Consider the following 15,808-nt stretch of genomic DNA (forward strand, 5'->3'; position numbering starts at 1 on the left):
GGCCACGCCGACGGCGTGGCTCAGGACCGGCCGGCATGTCGGCGCAGGGTCTCCTTCTTGGCGCGGTTGCCGCAGTGGTCCATGGAGCACCAGCGCCGCTTGCCCGGCCGGGACAGGTCGAGGAACAGGGCCGAGCAGCCGGTTCCGGCGCATTTGCGGAGGCGCGCGAGGTGCGGCGAGGCGACCAGTTCCAGCGCGTCGCGGGCCAAGAGCGCGAGGGCGGCCGAGACGAGGTCGTCGGCGTGCCACCGCACGCCGCCCCCGGCGTCCATCCGCGGTACGGGCACGGGCCTGGCGGCGGCGCCGTTGACGAGGTCCCGGGCCGCGGCGGAGATCCGCTCGCCGCGCCACGCCGCGGTGATCAGCTCGTGGATCGCCTCGCGCACGGCGCGGGCCTCGGCGGCGCCGGTCGCGCCCGTGGGGCCTTCCGCGTGCGGGACGCACTGGTCGATCCAGACGGTCACCGCCGCCAGATCGGGCAGCTCCTCGATGGGGTGATCCGTGCCACGGAAGCGGAACGTCCTGACGAAGTCCAGGCTGAGGCGCCCGGCTCCCTGGCGGAAGCGTGTGGCCATGCCCCCAGCCTAACCAAGGAACCGGTTTAACTGGTACCGTCCGAGCACCAGTTAAACCGGTTCCTATTCTGAGAGGTCTTCGTGGCCGTCGACGCGCAATCCGAGACGACGACCGAGGCCCGGCAGGCGCCGCCCGGCCGGATCGTTCTGCTCCTGGCGGTCGCCTGCGGGCTGACCGTGGCGAACCTCTACTACGCCCAGCCCTTGCTGGCCGCCCTACGCGACGCGTTCCACGTCGGCGACGTCGCCGCGGGGAGCCTGGTCACCGCCACCCAGATCGGCTACGCGGCCGGAATGGTGCTGCTGGTCCCGCTCGGCGACCGGTTCGAGACCCGCCGCCTGGTCTCGGTGATGCTGGGCGTGGTGACGGCCGCGCTGGTCGTGGCCGGGACGGCGGCGTACTTTTGGGTGCTGCTCGCCGCCGCGCTGGTCATCGGCGCGATGTCGGTGGTGGCGCAGATCCTGGTGCCCTTCGCCGCCAACCTTGCGCCCGACCACCGACGCGGCCGCGTCGTCGGCCAGGTGATGAGCGGGCTGCTCGCCGGGATCCTGCTGTCGCGCACCGTGGGCAGCCTGATCGCCGAGGTGGCCGGATGGCGCGTCGTCTATCTCGCGTCCGCCGTGTTCATGGCCGTTCTCGCGGTGACGCTGCGGTCGGCGCTTCCGTCGCGCGCTCCGACGACGAACGAGCCGTACGGGCGGCTGCTGCGTTCCACGGGCCGGCTCCTCCGGGTCCACGCGCCGCTACGGCGCCGCGCACTGTTCCAGGCCGCGATGTTCGGCGCGTTCTCCGCGTACTGGACCACCGTGTCATACGTGCTGACCGGCACGCCGTTCCACTACTCGGAGCTGGGTGTCGGCGTCTTCGCGCTGGTCGGCGCGGGCGGCGCGGCGATCGCCCCGGCCGCCGGGCGCTGGGCCGACCGCGGCCTCACGCTGCCGATGACGGCGGTCGCCTACGGCGCCGGCGTGCTGGCATTCGTCGTGGGCGGGCTCGGCCGCGACCACGTCCTGCTCCTCGCCGTCGCGGCCGTGCTCGTCGACATGGCGGTGCAGGGCTCGTTCATCCTCGGCCAGCACACCGTCTACGCGCTCGACCCGGAGGCGCGGGCCCGCATCAACAGCGCCTACCTCGCCACGATCTTCCTGGGCGGCGCGATCGGCTCGCAGCTCGGCGCGTTCGCCTACCACTCCGGCGGCTGGGGCGCGGTCAGCGTCGTCGGCGGCGCGCTTCCGCTGCTCGCGCTCCTCGGCTGGTCCGCCACGGACCTGAGAAGGTCACGCGCACGCTGAGCCCGCCGCCCGGACGATGGACAGGGCGATCGACACATTTCCCGGGTTGGCGGACGGCCGAGCGTGGCGCACATGCGGCTCGGGCTCGGCGTGGGGATGCGGGGTGAGGCAGAACAGCGCGGCTCGCGAGCCGCCTAGAAGGGACTTTCTCGGCGGCTTCCCGCCGGTCCGGGCTTGCCGGGGTCGTTGCCGTCCGGTGCGTACGGATCCCCCGCCCCCACGGCGTCGGCGTCCGACACCGGATCGGGCCCCTTGCGGCTGATCAACTGGCCACCGGCGTACGGCGTCCCGCTGCCGGCCCAGACCAGGCCGGTCGCCAACAGTGCCGCCATGGCCACCACAACCCCGGCCACTACGTCCAGGACGTAGTGGTTGGCGGTCACGACCACGGCGACAGCGGTGGTGACCGGATGCAGTACGGCGACCCATCGCACGCGGTAGCGCCCCAGCAGCGCCATGATGACCAGCGCCACCCACACGGCCCATGCCACGTGCAGTGACGGCATGGCCGCATACTGATTGGCGGGCAGCGGGGGGCTGTGGGTGGTACCGAACCCGGCACCGGCCACGGAGTCGACGAACCCCTCACCCGGGAGCAGGCGCGGCGGCATCACCGGCAAGGCGAAGAACACCACCAGCCCGACCAGGTTCGTCAGGACGAGGGCGTTGCGTGCGGGCCTGTAAACGTCCGGGCCGGTGAGGTAGCAGAGCAGCAAGAAGCCCATGGTGAGCTTGGTGTGCATGTGCTGGTAGATCCACACGGACGCCTGCGACAGATCATGATGCCTGGTCAGCCATCGGTTAACGCCAAGTTCCACGTCCAGGCCGAGGCGGTCTTCCACGCCCAGGACGTCCCGGCCATGGGCGAGCGCCGCCCCGTACCGGGTGTCGGCCAGCTTTCGGACATAGCCGTAGACCTCGAGTAGCACGAAGACGATCGCCAACTCGCCCATCAACCATGGCCGCTTGCGGCGCAGTCGACGGACGCCGGTGTCACGACCGGTGCGTCGCCTCTCGGGGTGCTTGGTTCGGGCGCGAACGGTTCAGCCTTCTCTCTTACTCCGAACGGCCCGGCGATACCTGTGCGCCGCTCAACGGCCGACCGTGTACGCCGTCCGCCCGGCGGCGTGCACCGGCGGCTGATCACCGCCTCCCGTGCGGCACGGCCGCACATCCACGCCCCCAGAGAATGCCGGACCTGATCGGGCCGTAAGACGGCCGCACCGCGGCCATTGCGTTCTTCTTGTGCTCTGCATTGATGTTCCCGGTGACGTGCGATTCGACGCCCGGTCACATCGCTGGTCAATATGAGCGTGACTGCGAGAGAACTGCACTTTCTGATCATGTGAACTGGGATGCCCGTTCCGAACCACGCATCCCTTCCGGAGTCTGGTGTTCGGCGTCGGCGCCGTTCGGGCGCCGTCGAGCGGCCGCATCGCGCGTCGGGTGGCCCGAGGACATGCATGGGTGCGGGTTATGGCGGGGGGAGTGGCGTTTTGACTACCATCAGCGGCGTCCCTCGCCCGTTTCCCTTCGACCGGATGGCCGATGCGCGTTCTGCCCCTCGCCGTCGCCCTTGCCGGGGCGCTGCTGGCCGCCGGTTGCGCCGACGCCGACAAGGCGGAGAGCGTCGCCCCGCCAACGGTCAAGCCGGGCGGTTCCGGTCCCGCCGACCAGGTTCGGAGCGCGTTCTCGAAGGAGGGCTGGTTCGGGAGCGCGGACGGCCTGCACGCGCGCGTGGACATCAGGGGCGTCGAGCGGCAGGGCTCCAAGTCGGTGCTGCGCTACAGCGTGACGTCCATGGACTCGTCGGTGAAGTCGGTCCCGTTCGAGATCGCGCTGGTCGATCCGGTGGGACGTCGGCTCTACAGGCCGACCGGGACGACGAGCGGCGCGGGCTTCACGCCCGGCGCGACGCGGGAGATGGCCGCCGAGTACCCGCCGATCCCCTCGGACGTCCAGAAGGTCACCGCGATCACCCCGGGCACGGCCGGTGAATTCACCGGCATTCCCGTGACCACCGGGTCCGGCACACCCTCTGCCACGTCCGCCACCACGCCGACCTCGTCCCCCTCGGTCGGGGCCGAGCCCGGGTTCGGGGCGGAGCCGTTCATGGCCGCCAGGCCGCTCGCGCCGACCTCGCCGTCCACGACGCCGTCCACGACGCCGGGCGGGAATCCCGTGGACCTGTACGGCATCGTCGAGGCGGAGATCGGGAAGGTCGAGTCCAGCAATGCGGGCACTACGGTCGCGCTGGGCGGTGACGCGTTGTTCGGGACCAATACGGCGAAGCTGTCGAGCGGGGCGAAGGCCGTCCTGGACGGCGCGGCTCAGCGGATCAAGACGACCGCCACGGGCACGCTGACGATCGACGGGCACGCCGGTGACCAGAAGCTGTCCGGTGAGCGCGCCGAGGCCGTCCAGAAGGAGATGAAGTCGCGGCTCGGCGATGCCTTCACCTATTCGGCGACCGGCAAGCAGGGCGGCAACGGCGTCGACCTCACCTACCGGCTCAAGAGCGCCGAGCAGGGTGCCACCTCGCCGGCCGCCTTCCGCGCGCAGGACGGGAAGACGGTGGCGACCCGCACCGCGACCTTCGGCAAGGACAAGCGGCGCCTGGAGGTCAAGCCCTTCTACCGGGACGGCGCCTACGTCGTCGCCGTGTTCGACATCGTGAACGAAGGGCCCGGAACCACGCCACCGGACGCGTCCTACCCGGACACCGGCTACCCGGGAGGCGTGTTCGGCTCGTTCTCCATCCAGGTGCCGGACAAGAAGGACGTCTACCGCGCCGTCCGCGTCGGCCCTGCGACGCCGGGCAGCCCCAGCAACTACCTCGATCCTGGACGGGCCGTCTTCCGCACCGCCGTCGGCCAGCCCGTACGGGGCTTCGTCTACCTGCCCGCACCACCCGGCGGCGTCACGTCCGTCACCTTCAACGCCGGTCCCTTCGGCAAGGCCGAGAAGGTTCCTGTCTCCTAGGCCGGGCCCCGACGTGTGACGGGCGATCCGAACGGATAGTTAAAGAACACGGCATCGGATCGTCCGGCGGAGGTCAGCGCATGGGTGTCGGCGTCAGTGTTTTCACGATCACGCTCGGGCTGATCCTCAAGTTCGCGATCAAGCCGGACGCGATGACCGACCCGGTGGACATCCACATCATCGGCGTCATCCTGATCATCGTGGGCGGGGTGAGCTTCGCGCTCCAGCTGCTGATGATGTCGCGCATGCAGCAGCGCGGCCCGCGCTTCCAGAGCCGGCGCGACGAGCGCATGTACGACGGGGACAATCCGCCCCGCCCCTGAGAACGCGCCGAGGGGCCGGTGTCGCCACCGGCCCCTCGGAACGGTCGTCGGCTATCGGCTCCAGGCGAGCATGCGGATGGGGTCTTCGAGCATGTCGCCGACGTCGCGGAGGAACCGCGAGCCCAGCTCGCCGTCCACGATGCGGTGGTCGAACGACAGGGACAGCGTGGTGACCTTCCGGATCGCCAGCTCACCCTCGTGCACCCAGGGCATGTCCCGGACCTGCCCGAACGCCAGGATCGCGGCCTCACCCGGGGTGAGGATCGGGGTCCCGGTGTCCACGCCGAACACGCCCACGTTCGTGATCGTGATCGTCCCGCCGGACAGATCGGCCGGGGACGCCTTGCCCGCGCGTGCCTTCTCGGTCAGCTCGTTCAACGCGCGTGCCAGGCCGGGCAGGTCGAGGTCGTGGGCGTCCTTGACCTTGGGAACGAGCAGTCCGCGGTCGGTGGCCGCCGCGATCCCCAGGTTCACGTAGCGCTTGACGACGATCTCCGCGCCGTCCGGGCCGTCCACCCAGGTGGAGTTCACCATCGGGTTGCGCGCCACGGCGGTGAGCACCGCGCGCGCCACCAGCAGCAGCGGCGACACCTTCACGTCGGCGAATTCGGGCAGGTCGCGGAGCCGCTTGGCGGTCTCCATCGTCCGCGTCACGTCGATCTGGAGGAACTCGGTGACGTGCGGCGCGGTGAACGCCGAACCGGACATCGCCGCGGCGGTCGCCTTGCGGACCCCCTTGACCGGCATCCGCTCCTCACGCGGGCCCGCCTGGACCGGTACGGCGGGTGCCGCCGGTCCGGCCTGCGCGGCGAGGACGTCGTCGCGGGTGATCGAGCCTTGCGGACCCGACCCCGTGATGGACGTCAGGTCCACCCCAAGGTCCCTGGCCATCTTGCGGACGGGTGGCTTGGCCAGCGGCAGCCCGTTTTCCACAGGCTGTGGACGAGGGGCCGGGAGCTGCGTCCGGGGCGGTGCCGGAGGCGCCGTGCCGTTGGTGGCCGTGCCGCCCGTGGCGGTGCCGTTGGGGGTCTTGCGGGGGCGGCGCTTGGTCGTCCCCTCCTTGACCCCGTAGCCGACCAGGACGGGCTGGCGCTTGGGCGGCTGCTCGGCCGGCTGCCGGGTCGGCTGCTCGGGCGACACCATGCCCGGCTCGCTGAGGGTGGGCACGCCCTCCTCGCGCATCGCGGCGGCCTGCGCCGGGGGCTCGGACACCGGTGTCGCCACGCCGCCCTGGCCTCCCGTGTCCACCGACGTGTCCACCGAGATGATGGGCACGCCGACGTCCACGGTCTGGCCTTCGGTGACGAGCAACTCGGACACCACACCCTCGAACGGGCAGGGCAGCTCCACGATCGCCTTGGCCGTCTCGATCTCGACGATCGTCTGGTTCACCTCGACGGTGTCGCCGGGCTGGACGTGCCACTTCACGATCTCGGCCTCGGTCAGGCCCTCGCCCACGTCCGGCAGCTTGAACAGTTTCGGCTCGCTCACCGGGCTCACCACGCGAAGGTCCGGTCGACCGCGTCCAGGATGCGGTCCAGGTCGGGCAGGTAATGGTCCTCGATCCGGGACGGCGGATACGGGGTGGAGAACCCCCCGACCCGCAGCACCGGCGCCTCCAGCCGGTAGAAGCACCGCTCGGTGATCCGCGCGGCCAGCTCGGCGCCGTAGCCGCCGAACACCGGCGCCTCGTGCACCACCACGCAGCGTCCCGTCCGGTTCACCGACTCGGTCACGGTGGCGATGTCGAGGGGGTTCAGCGACCGCAGGTCGATGACCTCCAGCGAGCGTCCCTCCTCGGCCGCGGCGCCCGCGGCCTCCAGGCAGGTCTTCACCGAGGGCCCGTAGGCCAGCACCGTCACGTGCTCGCCCGGCCGCACGACCTTGGCCTGGTGCAGCGGCGCCCAGTCCGTGGAGTCGACGTCGACCTCGGCCTTCTCCCAGTAGCGGCGCTTGGGCTCGAAGAAGATCACCGGGTCGGGGGAGGCGATCGACTGCTGGATCATCGCGTAGGCGTCCACCGGGTTGGAGCACGCCACCACCCGCAGCCCGGCGGTGTGGGTGAAGTACGCCTCCGGCGATTCGGAGTGGTGCTCCACCGCGCCGATGCCGCCGCCGCACGGGATCCGCACCACGACCGGCAGCGACACCGCACCCAGCGAGCGCATCCGCATCTTCGCCAGCTGCGTGATGATCTGGTCGGCGGCCGGGAACACGAACCCGTCGAACTGGATCTCCACCACCGGCCGGTAGCCGCGCAGCGCCAGCCCGATCGCCGTCCCGACGATGCCCGACTCCGCCAGCGGGGTGTCGATGACCCGCTCCTCGCCGAAGTCCTTCTGCAGCCCGTCGGTGATCCGGAACACGCCGCCGAGCTTCCCGACGTCCTCCCCCATGACCAGGACCTTCGGGTCGGCCTCCATGGCCTTGCGCAGGCCCTCGTTCATGGCCTTGCCGAGCGTCAGGGTGCTCATTTCGCCTCCCCCTCGAACGAGTCCAGGTAGGCGGCGAAGCGCTCCTGCTCTTCGGTCATCAGCGGGTGCTCGCCCGCGTACACGTGCTCGAACATCGACAGCGGCTCAGGGTCCGGCAGCGCCAGGCACGCCTCCCGTAGCTCCTTGGCCATCTGCTTGGCCTCGTCCTCGACCTTCGTCAGGAACCCCGCGTCGGCCAGCTCGTTGCGGACCAGATAGGCCTTGACGCGCTCGATCGGGTCCTTGAGCTTCCACGCCTCTTCCTCGGCCTTCAGCCGATACCGCGTGGGGTCGTCGGTCGTGGTGTGGGCGCCCATCCGGTACGTGAACGCCTCGATCAGCGTCGGGCCCTGACCCGTCCTGGCGTTCTCCAGCGCCTTCCGGGTCACCGCCAGGCACGCGAAGACGTCGTTCCCGTCCACCCGCAGACCCGGGAACCCGTACCCCTGCGCCCGCTTGAACAGCGGGATCCTCGACTGCCGCTCCAGCGGCTCGGAGATCGCCCACTGGTTGTTCTGGCAGAAGAACACGATCGGCGCGTTGAACACCGACGCGAACACGAACGACTCGTTCACGTCCCCCTGCGAGGTCGCCCCGTCCCCGAAGTAGGCGATCGTCGCGCCCGCCGACGGCGTGCCCAGCACACCGTCCCGCTGGATGCCCATCGCATACCCCGTCGCGTGCAGCGTCTGGCTGCCGATCACGATGGTGTACAGGTGGAAGCCGTGTTCCGCCGGGTCCCACCCGCCATGGTTGACGCCCCGGAACAGCCCCAGGAGCTTCAGCGGCTCCACGTTCCGGCACCAGGCGACACCATGCTCCCGGTACGTCGGGAACACCATGTCGTGCTCGGAAAGCGCCCGGCCCGACCCGATCTGCGCGGCCTCCTGGCCCAGCAGCGACGCCCAGATGCCGAGCTCGCCCTGCCGGGTGAGGGCCACGGACTCCAGGTCGATCCGCCGCACGATCACCAGGTCGCGGTAAAGGTCGCGTACTTCCTCGGCGCCGAGGTCCAGGGGGTAGTCGGGATGCTCCACGCGCTCGCCCTCGGGGGTGAGCAGCTGGATGAGCTCGGGCTCGCCGAGCCCGGGGGTGTCTGGCGCGCCACGCACGGAGTCGATCGTCATCGATGACACTCCTCGTTCGGGGCCGGAACACGGGATCGCCGCGCTGCCGGCCGATGTCAACGGCCTACAGCCCCCGGTAAGGGACAAAAGCCGCAATGCCATCGTGGCAGACATCACACCCTGCGATGCAAGTCCCGCCATCGACGTCCCTACCCGCGCCCCCGCGCCCTGACTCAAACGTGACGCATGCCACCCGGGTCCACCGGGGTCATTCGCGGGAGAGGGCCCGGGTGGCGCCGGCGGCGACGGTCAGGCCGAGGACCAGGCCGGCGGCGACGATGAGGTTGGCGATCCACTGGTAGACGCCCGTGGGGGCGAACTCCATCTCCTGGCCGAGGTTGCCGATCGGCAGGATGAGGTCGAGCGTGTAGAAGAACGCGTTGAAGTGCGGCTTGTGGCCGGTGTCCAGGACGTCCGGCTTGTGGAGGGAGAAGACGATCGTCCCGAACGCGAGGAGGCCGATCAGCCAGCTCGCCGCGCGGAACGGGCGGTAGCCGTAGCCGATCAGGACGTCCTGCAGATAGCCGACGATCTTGCGGGGGACCCCCTGGGTCCTGCGCCGGTCCCGGGCCTTCGCGAGCAGGACGGAGCGCCCGTCGGCGTCCAGCCCGAGGGAACGGTAGGTCTGCGCGAGCCGCTCGTAGGGCTGCGGGGCGTAGCCGTCGGTGTCGCGGCGCAGCCAGGCGAGACGTTCGCGGGCGGTGAGGGGCGGTTCGAGGGTCTCGTACTGCAGGCCGTCGAGCTGGAGCCGCTCCGGCCAGGACGCGGCGTCGTCGCGGAGCAGGTTGATGCGCGCGTAGGAGAGGTCCGCGGTCCCCTTGATCGGCTCGGCGGTGCGCAGGAGGAGCTCCTCGGCCTGGACGCGCTGCAGGCTGAGCGCGGTCCCCTGGTCGTGCCGGACCCGGGCGTCGCGCAGGCTGAGCTGGCCGGTGACGCGGGCCCCGGAGAAGCTGACGGCGCCGAGGACGGTGAAGCCGTCCGAGCAGTAGACGTCGGTCTCGACGGCCAGGTCGTCGGCGTTGAGCGCGGTCCGCTGCGGGGCGGACAGGCGGGCGCCGACGAACGACAGGTAGCCGCCGACGCGGGCGCCGCGGAGCCGCACCTCGCCCTCGGCCGAGAACCCGCCGTCGCAGAACACGTTCGCGGCCACGTCCAGCCGGCTGGCGTACAGGGCGGCGCCGGACGGGTTGTGCAGCCGCGCGCCGCGGAAGATCAGCTGGCCGCCGACGCGGGCGCCGGGCAGCCGGACCTCGCCGCTCGCCGCGAAGCCCTGGTCGCAGTAGACGTTCGCCTCGACGGTGAGGCGGTCGGCGAGCAGCGCGTCCCCGCCCGGGTTGGTGAGCTGGACGCCCGACATGTTGAGGATGCCGGTGATGTTCGCGCCGTCCAGCCACAGGCCCCCGTTGATGCGGCTGCCTTCCAGCCAGAGGTGCCCGTCCACCCGGGTCCCGGAGGCGATCAGGCCGGGCAGGCGGCAGCGCATCAGGTGAACGCTGTTCATGCTCGCCCAGTACAGGTGCGGCGCCTCGTCGAACGCGCAGCCGGTGAGCGCCAGCGGGACGCTCACCTCCGCGTGCCCGAGGTTCAGCGAGCCGATGATGCGGGCGCCGCCGAGCCGGACGGCGGCGACCTGCCCGGGTTCGGGTTCCACGGCGCCGACGAGCAGCGCCACGAGGACCTCCGCTCTCACCACCCGGTCGTGCCCCCAGCGGTCCGACTGCCCGATGTCGTCGAACGCGGGGTCGCCGGAGGTCAGGTCGACGGATTCGCCCTTGGGGAACGCCTCCCACAGGCGGCGCTCCGAAGGGCTCAGGTCCTCGATGTTCATCGGATGGCTCCGGGGGTGCTGATGGCTCGTGATGGGCAATGGTGCCGTACGCTTCAGGATCGTAAGCAAAAGCGCTGATCAGTGAGGGGGCGACCGTGGCGCGTGTCGTCGTGGACGTCATGCTCAAGCCGGAGATTCTCGACCCGCAGGGGCAGGCGATCGCCCGCAAACTGCCGCAGATGGGGTTCGACGGGGTCGTCGCCGTCCGGCAGGGCAAGCGGTTCGAGGTGGAGCTGGAGGGGGACGCCGACGAAGCGGCCCTGGAGCAGGTCGGCAAGATCGCCGAGACGCTGCTGGCGAACCCGGTCATCGAGAACTACGAGGTCCGCGTTCTCTAGCTCCGGCCGATGTCGAGGCGGCGCCGGGAGGCGCCGGTCGGCCTTGCCGGAAATGGCGTGGAATGCCGTTCGGTATCCCGGCGATGCTTGGTGCGTTCCAAATCGCGCGCCCGCGAGTATGGCGATTACGGAAGTTTCCGCCGGGGAAGTGTTAGCTGCGTCGAGTCGTCGAGCACGCTCCGGGACCGGGGGAAACGGTCGGGACGCCCGGGGCATGACACGAGGTGTCCGGGTGGATATGAGGTTCTCGCTCGCGCTGCCGCGCGACGCGCTGAGCATCCCGGTGGTCCGGCGGGTGACAGGGGACGCGCTGCGGGGGCTGGGCGTTTCCGAGGACTGCGTCGACGACCTCCTCGTCGCCATCTCCGAGGCGTGCACGAACGTCGTCCAGCACGCCCGCGCGACCGGGGAGTACGAGGTGACGGGACATGTGGACGACGGCGCGTGCATGCTCAAGATCATGGACTGGGGCGGCGGGCCCCGGCCGGCCCCCGAGGACCGGGGGGTTTTGAGTGAATCCGGACGCGGGCTTAGGATCATGCGTGCGCTGGTGGACGATCTGGACATCGACTCCTCGCCCGACAGGGGCACGGTCGTTCACCTGCGGAAGCGCCTGACCTGGAGCGACGGGGCACTGGTACGGCGACTCGACCGCAGCCTCATGCACAACGCCGGGTAGATTGGTACGCGCGCGGGGGGATTGCGGCGCGCAGCGGGGTGATCGGCGGAGGAGATCCCGACCGTCCCGGAGCACCTCATTTCGGAGGAACAGAAGAGATGGACGCTGCCCGGGTTGGGATCATCACCTTCCCAGGTTCTCTGGACGACAAGGACGCCGCACGCGGAGTCCGGCTGGCCGGCGCTGAGCCGGTGGCACTCTGGCACGGCGACCACGACCTGCAAGGGGTCGACGCGGTCGTCCTGCCCGGGGGGTTCTCCTACGGGGACTATCTGCGGGCCGGGGCGATCGCCCGGTTCGCGCCGCTGATGAAGGAACTGGTGGCCGCCGCGGGGGACGGCCTGCCCGTGCTCGGCATCTGCAACGGCTTCCAGGTGCTGTGCGAGTCGCACCTGCTACCGGGCGCGCTGCTCCCGAACGCCGGCCTGCACTTCGTGTGCCGCGACCAGCGGCTCCGGGTCGAGAACGCGAGCACCGCCTGGACCAGCGAGTACAGCGAGGGCCAGGAGCTGGTGATCCCGGTCAAGAACCGGGACGGCCGCTACACCGCCGACCGGGAGACCCTGATCGAACTGGCCGACAGCGGCCGGATAGTCGCCCGGTACCTCGACCTGAACCCGAACGGCTCCCTGGACGACATCGCCGGGATCTGCAACGAGGCCGGCAACGTGGTCGGGCTCATGCCCCACCCCGAGCACGCCGTGGAGTCACTGACCGGACCGTCCACCGACGGCCTGGGCTTCTTCACCTCGATCGTCAAGAGACTGGTCAACGCATGAGCGAGCAACGGCCCCACGCCTCCGGGCGAGCCACCCGCGACTCTTCGGACGAGCCCTCGATGGAGTGGCTCGGCGAGCTCAAGTCCGATGCCGACGATCCCGAGCTCCAGCCCGTCAACCCCGCGGTGACGCAGGGTTTCAAGGCCATCGTCGACGAGGATCTGGCCACGCCCCCGCCGGTCGCGCAGGAGCCCGTGGCCGAGCCGGCTCCGGGGCCCTTCACCGGGCCCATCCCGGTGCTGAACGACGAGCAGCCCGTCCTCGGAAAGCCTCTGGAGGGCCCCGAGCAGGAGTTCGCCCGGGCTCTGGAAGAGGAGCGCTCGTCGAGCGATCCCACGTCCACCGTGGTGGATCCCTCGCTGACGATGCCCGACCTGAGCGAGTACATCGCCCCGCCTGCGTCGTCCGAGCCCGCCGTGGGGACCGGCACGGGCCCGCAGCCTCCGGTCGGCCCCGGCACCAGCCCGCAGCCCGCTTTCGGGACGGGTACGGGCCCGCTGCCCGCGGTCGGCCCGGGGACCGGCCCGCAGCCCGCCGTGCGGCCCGACACAGGGCCACTGCCCGCGGTCGGCACCGGTACCGGCCCGCAGCCCGCCGTGCGGCCCGACACGGGTCCGCTGCCCGCGGTCGGCACCGGTACCGGCCCGCAGCCCGCCGTGCGGCCCGACACGGGTCCGCTGCCCGCGGTCGGCACCGGTACCGGCCCGCAGCCCGCCGTGCGGCCCGACACGGGTCCGCTGCCCGCGGTCGGCACCGGTACCGGCCCGCAGCCCGCTGTACGGCCCGACACGGGTCCGCTGCCCGCGGTCGGGCCGGGGACCAGCCCGCAGCCGGTGATCGGCTCTGGGACGGGGCCACAGCCCGCGCTGGGGCTCGGCGGTCCGGGGACCGGCCCGCAGCCCCTCATCGAGCTGAACGCCGCTTCGCTGGCGCCCGTCCGCGCCGAGGGCCCCGGGACCGGCCCGCAGCCTCCGGTCGGCCCCGGCACGGGCTCGCAGCCCGCCGTAGGGACGGGTACGGGTCCGCTGCCCGCGGTAGGCCGGGGGACCGGCCCCCTGCCCGCGGTCGGCGCCGGCACCGGCCCGCAGCCGGCGATCGGGGCGTCCGCGCCGGTCGACCACGGCACGGACACGGTCGCCATCGCCGCCGCGTCCCCGGAGCGTTCACAGCCGTACGTCGAGCTGGGGATGAACGACGAGGAGTACCAGCGCGTCCGCAGCATCCTGGGACGCCGCCCCACGTCGGCCGAGCTCGCCATCTACTCGGTCATGTGGAGCGAGCACTGCTCCTACAAGAGCTCCAAGGTCCACCTCCGCCAGTTCGGCGACAAGGCCCCGAAGACGGACAAGCTCCTGGTGGGCATGGGAGAGAACGCCGGTGTCGTGGACATCGGCCAGGGCTGGGCGGTCACCTTCAAGGTCGAGTCGCACAACCACCCGTCCTACGTTGAGCCGTACCAGGGAGCCGCCACCGGCGTAGGCGGGATCGTCCGCGACATCATGTCGATGGGCGCACGTCCCATCGCCGTCATGGACTCGCTCCGGTTCGGCCCGGCGGACGCCCCCGACACCCAGCGTGTCCTGCCCGGCGTCGTGGCGGGCGTAGGCGGCTACGGCAACTCCCTCGGCCTGCCCAACATCGGCGGCGAGACGGTCTTCGACGCCTGCTACGAGCAGAACCCGCTCGTCAACGCGCTGTGCGTGGGCGTGATGAAGCACGAGGACATCAAGCGCGCCGTGGCCCCCGGCCCCGGCAACAAGGTGATCCTGTTCGGCGCCCTCACCGGGCCGGACGGCATCGGCGGCGCGTCCGTCCTGGCGTCGGCGACGTTCGACGAGGAGTCGCACCAGAAGCGGCCGTCCGTCCAGGTGGGCGACCCGTTCATGGAGAAGCTGCTCATCGAGTGCTGCCTGGAGCTGTTCGGCGAGGACCTCGTCGTCGGCATCCAGGACCTCGGCGCGGCCGGCGTGTCCTGCGCGACGACGGAGCTGGCCGCGGCCGGCACCGGCGGCATGCACGTCGACCTCGACCTCGTCCCGCTCCGCGACCAGACGCTCCGCCCTGAGGAGATCCTCATGAGCGAGTCGCAGGAGCGGATGATGGCGGTGGTGGAGCCCGCCAAGGTGGACCGCTTCATGGAGATCTGCGCGCGCTGGGAGATCCCGGCCACCGTGATCGGGACGGTCACCGAAACGCGCCGGCTGGTCATGACGTGGCGCGGCGAGACCATCGTCGACATCCCGCCGGTCACGGCCGCCGACGAGGGCCCGATCTACAACCGTCCGCTGGAGCCGCCGCAGGACCTCGGCGCGCTGCAGTCCGACACGCCCGGACGGCTCACCCGCCCGTCCAACGGCGACGAGCTGCGCCGGACCGTCCTGTGGCTGGCCGGGTCGCCGAACCTCGCCGGCAAGACGTGGGTGACGTCGCAGTACGACCGGTACGTCCTCGGCAACACCGTCATGGCCATGCCCGAGAACGCCGGCGTGGTGCGGATCGACGACGAGTCCGGGCTGGGCATCGCACTCTCCCTCGACGGGAACGGCCGCTACGCCCGCCTCGACCCGTACTCGGGCGCGCAGCTCGCGCTGTCCGAGGCGTACCGCAACGTCGCCTCGACGGGTGCGCGGCCCCTGGCCGTCACCAACTGCCTCAACTTCGGCTCCCCGGAGGACCCGGGCGTCATGTGGCAGTTCGCGCGCGCGGTCGAGGGCCTGGCGGACGGCTGCCAGTACCTCGGCATCCCGGTCACCGGCGGCAACGTCAGCTTCTACAACCAGACGGGCACGACGCCGATCAACCCGACCCCGGTCATCGGCGTCCTCGGCGTCCACGACGATGTGCGCCGCCGCGTGAACATGTCGCTGACCTCGGACGGCGCCACGCTGGCCCTGCTCGGCGAGACCCGCGAGGAGTTCGGCGGCTCGGAATGGGCGCACGTCGTCTATGGCCACCTGGGCGGCCTCCCACCGCTGGTGAACCTGAAGGCCGAGGCGGCGCTGGCGTCGGTGATGGTCGCCGCCGTCCGGGACGGTCTCGTCACCGCCGTCCACGACCTGTCGGACGGAGGCCTGTCGCAGACGCTGGTGGAGTCGTGCCTGCGCGGCGGTCTCGGCGCCCGCATCACCCTGCACGGCGACCCGTTCGTGGCGCTGTTCAGCGAGTCGGTGGCCCGCTCCATGGTGGCGGTCCGTCCGGGCGCCGAGGCGCGCCTGGCGGCTCTGTGCGAGTCGGCGGGCGTCCCGGTCACGCAGATCGGCGTGGCGGGCGGCGACTCGCTGCAGGTGACGGGACGCGGCCCCGAAGGCGACCAGCAGGAGCTGTTCAGCATCGGCCTCTCCGAGCTCCGCGAGGCCCACGAGCGCATGCTCCCCAGCTACGCCGACTGACACCATCACGCAGCACGCGGA

General features: G+C 71.3%; 13 protein-coding genes. 7 read left to right on the forward strand and 6 right to left on the reverse strand.

Annotated elements, in window-relative coordinates; all coding sequences use genetic code 11:
- Positions 1-20: 20 nt before the first annotated feature.
- The gene (locus tag ACQPXG_RS02815) at positions 21-575 is read right to left on the reverse strand and encodes a CGNR zinc finger domain-containing protein (RefSeq protein WP_433466023.1); all 555 of its coding nucleotides are present in this window, start codon (positions 573-575) and stop codon (positions 21-23) included.
- Between the two features lie 81 nt (positions 576-656).
- Here ACQPXG_RS02815 and ACQPXG_RS02820 point away from each other — a divergent pair, with 81 nt between their 5' ends.
- Complete coding sequence (locus tag ACQPXG_RS02820) at positions 657-1,868, forward strand: MFS transporter (protein ID WP_433466024.1); 1,212 nt, start codon at positions 657-659, stop codon at positions 1,866-1,868.
- A gap of 134 nt (positions 1,869-2,002) precedes the next feature.
- Here the strand turns inward: ACQPXG_RS02820 and ACQPXG_RS02825 are convergent, their stop codons facing one another.
- Positions 2,003-2,821, reverse strand: a complete 819-nt coding sequence (locus tag ACQPXG_RS02825) for a phosphatase PAP2 family protein (RefSeq protein WP_433466025.1) — start codon at positions 2,819-2,821, stop codon at positions 2,003-2,005.
- Positions 2,822-3,416: 595 nt separating this feature from the next.
- Here ACQPXG_RS02825 and ACQPXG_RS02830 point away from each other — a divergent pair.
- Positions 3,417-4,850 carry a hypothetical protein gene (locus tag ACQPXG_RS02830; protein WP_433466026.1) on the forward strand — a complete coding sequence of 478 codons (1,434 nt, stop codon included), beginning with the start codon at positions 3,417-3,419 and terminating at the stop codon, positions 4,848-4,850.
- Between the two features lie 80 nt (positions 4,851-4,930).
- Positions 4,931-5,173, forward strand: a complete 243-nt coding sequence (locus ACQPXG_RS02835; protein ID WP_433466027.1) for a DUF6458 family protein — start codon at positions 4,931-4,933, stop codon at positions 5,171-5,173.
- A gap of 51 nt (positions 5,174-5,224) precedes the next feature.
- Here the strand turns inward: ACQPXG_RS02835 and ACQPXG_RS02840 are convergent, their stop codons facing one another.
- The 4 genes from ACQPXG_RS02840 to ACQPXG_RS02855 all read right to left on the reverse strand — a co-directional run bounded on the left by ACQPXG_RS02840 (position 5,225) and on the right by ACQPXG_RS02855 (position 10,602).
- Positions 5,225-6,664, reverse strand: a complete 1,440-nt coding sequence (locus ACQPXG_RS02840) for a dihydrolipoamide acetyltransferase family protein (RefSeq protein ID WP_433466028.1) — start codon at positions 6,662-6,664, stop codon at positions 5,225-5,227.
- Positions 6,665-6,669: 5 nt separating this feature from the next.
- Positions 6,670-7,647 (reverse strand): alpha-ketoacid dehydrogenase subunit beta, encoded by a 978-nt coding sequence (locus tag ACQPXG_RS02845; RefSeq protein ID WP_433466029.1) that lies wholly within the window; start codon positions 7,645-7,647, stop codon positions 6,670-6,672.
- Positions 7,644-8,774 carry a pyruvate dehydrogenase (acetyl-transferring) E1 component subunit alpha gene (gene pdhA, locus ACQPXG_RS02850; protein ID WP_433466030.1) on the reverse strand — a complete coding sequence of 377 codons (1,131 nt, stop codon included), beginning with the start codon at positions 8,772-8,774 and terminating at the stop codon, positions 7,644-7,646. The genes ACQPXG_RS02845 and pdhA overlap by 4 nt, the downstream gene beginning before the upstream one ends.
- 208 nt (positions 8,775-8,982) lie before the next feature.
- The gene (locus ACQPXG_RS02855) at positions 8,983-10,602 is read right to left on the reverse strand and encodes a hypothetical protein (RefSeq protein ID WP_433466031.1); all 1,620 of its coding nucleotides are present in this window, start codon (positions 10,600-10,602) and stop codon (positions 8,983-8,985) included.
- 95 nt (positions 10,603-10,697) lie between these two features.
- Between ACQPXG_RS02855 and purS the strand changes: the two genes are divergently transcribed.
- The 4 genes from purS to purL all read left to right on the forward strand — a co-directional run bounded on the left by purS (position 10,698) and on the right by purL (position 15,787).
- Positions 10,698-10,940 carry a phosphoribosylformylglycinamidine synthase subunit PurS gene (purS, locus tag ACQPXG_RS02860; RefSeq protein WP_433466032.1) on the forward strand — a complete coding sequence of 81 codons (243 nt, stop codon included), beginning with the start codon at positions 10,698-10,700 and terminating at the stop codon, positions 10,938-10,940.
- 238 nt (positions 10,941-11,178) lie between these two features.
- Positions 11,179-11,619, forward strand: coding sequence for an ATP-binding protein (locus ACQPXG_RS02865; RefSeq protein ID WP_433466033.1), 441 nt, complete (start codon positions 11,179-11,181; stop codon positions 11,617-11,619).
- 98 nt (positions 11,620-11,717) lie between these two features.
- Positions 11,718-12,398, forward strand: coding sequence for a phosphoribosylformylglycinamidine synthase subunit PurQ (purQ, locus tag ACQPXG_RS02870; protein WP_433466034.1), 681 nt, complete (start codon positions 11,718-11,720; stop codon positions 12,396-12,398).
- The gene (purL, locus tag ACQPXG_RS02875; RefSeq protein WP_433466035.1) at positions 12,395-15,787 is read left to right on the forward strand and encodes a phosphoribosylformylglycinamidine synthase subunit PurL; all 3,393 of its coding nucleotides are present in this window, start codon (positions 12,395-12,397) and stop codon (positions 15,785-15,787) included. Before purQ ends, purL begins: the two co-directional genes overlap by 4 nt.
- The last annotated feature ends 21 nt before the right edge of the window (positions 15,788-15,808 follow it).

The sequence above is a fragment of the Spirillospora sp. CA-128828 genome (assembly GCF_050945415.1).
In the GTDB taxonomy this organism is placed as follows: domain Bacteria; phylum Actinomycetota; class Actinomycetes; order Streptosporangiales; family Streptosporangiaceae; genus Spirillospora.